Consider the following 1,756-nt stretch of genomic DNA (forward strand, 5'->3'; position numbering starts at 1 on the left):
GTTCATAGATGTAGGTTTAAAGGAAGGAATAGGGTATTACCCGGCTGTTAGCTGGCGTTTTTATTCAGATCAAGTAAATTCACTAAATCTTCCATAAAAATTTTAAAGTCGGTTGAATCACAAAAATTGTTATTAGCTTCAATTCTAATTTTCTTTGTATTGCTTTTTAAATATAAAACAGGTCCATTTTTATAGTTGACTTTTTTATAGGATTTTAAATCGTTAAGGTAAAATTGTAGATTTCGTTTTGTTAAATCAATTGTCACCTTCTCATTATCGATTTCTGCTTTACCATAATGTACAGCCAATTTTCGCGTTAGCAAAAATAATCCGATACCTAAACCTGGCGCGACGAAATAACACGAAGCAACATTAAAATTTGACAAAGTAAAGATTCCAATTAATAGAATTACGAATAGGCAAATTCTTAATAAAAATAGAACTGTTTCGAAAAGTCTTGTATATTGAAAATGATATTCCTTTGTCTTTTAAAATGTCAGCTAACGTTCCCACGCTTGGCGCAGTAGGGAATTTTGGAAAACTAAATTATCTACCTGCACGAATTTACAATAGAAGCAGAAACTTTCAATTAACGATGTCATCCCCCATTGCGCCAAACGTGTGTTAGCAGTAGTGCATTCCTCCGTCAACCTATTTATTTTCGTCATTGTAAAGTTTGTCAAGTAAGTTGTCGCTGTCGTGTGAAATAAACAAAAGCGATTTAGCAAAATTAGAAATCTCCATTGTCAAGGGCTGAGATGGCTTAATGAAAGGAATTAATTCGTTGTCAATTTTTATTTTCTGTTTATTATCGCCGCGTGTCAAAATATAAGCGGTGCCTTTTTTATTTATTACTTCATAGTCGTCCGTTCTGATAGTTAGTTTTTTTCCGTTTTTAAGGTATATACTTTAGAATATTTGTCCACGAAATAGCAACAAACGGAATAAATAAAAGTCCGATAATGTTTAAGCCACGTGTCACAAAACCGTCTGATGGGCTTTTGCCTAAAATAAACATAACACCAGGAATTAGTCCAACGATAATTACTAATGCAATTGAAAATAAAAGTCCAAACACCATAGAGATTTTGATGTCTGATTTTAGTTGTAATTTGTCGTTGCTATTTAAGTTCGTCTCTGTCATTGTTGATGGTCGTGCTGCATGCTAACGGTTTTCAGGTTTAAGACTTCACGGTTTTACTTGCAGAAATTCTATCATCCCGCAATAAATTCAATAAAAAGTGATGAAGGAAATGAAAGCACTTCACCCGCAATTTTTTAAACCTGTTGTTAGCGGTTCGTGATTTTTCATTGTTGGTTGTTAGTATTTTGTTCGGGAGATTTTTGAAGAAAGCCACCAACCTAAAAAGCCAAGTATTGCCCCATATAAAGTCACAAAAATCACAGTTGCTAAAAAAACAAATTTGGTAAATTCGATTTTTTGATAACCTGTATTTGCTTGTAAAAAAATTGACAATTTCCAACCTACAGTTGCATCGTATAAGCCTAAAAGTGCAGTAGAAATAATTGCTATTTTTTTGTCTGTTCTCCTTGCAATTACGAATGCAGTTGCGATATAGATTAAAAAGGAAATAGGACCGAGATAGGAATAACTGAAGTTCATTTGTCTTGAAGTTATTGAACCTAAAACGTCGAATAAAGTGATAGCAATAAAACCAATAAGGATAGTCGGCAATGCTTTTTTCATTATATATTTTGCTCTTTAATCGTCATTTCGCGTTATTACGAGTAATTT

General features: G+C 32.9%; 2 protein-coding genes. Both read right to left on the reverse strand.

From position 1 onward, the window contains the following. Positions 1-895: 895 nt before the first annotated feature. A complete protein-coding gene (locus GS399_RS20495) occupies positions 896-1,144 on the reverse strand; it encodes a hypothetical protein (RefSeq protein ID WP_160846529.1) in 249 nt (82 codons plus the stop codon). Positions 1,145-1,321: 177 nt separating this feature from the next. After that, the gene (locus GS399_RS20500; RefSeq protein ID WP_160846530.1) at positions 1,322-1,708 is read right to left on the reverse strand and encodes a hypothetical protein; all 387 of its coding nucleotides are present in this window, start codon (positions 1,706-1,708) and stop codon (positions 1,322-1,324) included. Positions 1,709-1,756: the final 48 nt, after the last annotated feature.

It is taken from the genome of Hufsiella arboris (assembly GCF_009834875.1).
GTDB classification, from domain to species: Bacteria; Bacteroidota; Bacteroidia; order Sphingobacteriales; family Sphingobacteriaceae; genus Hufsiella_A; species Hufsiella_A arboris.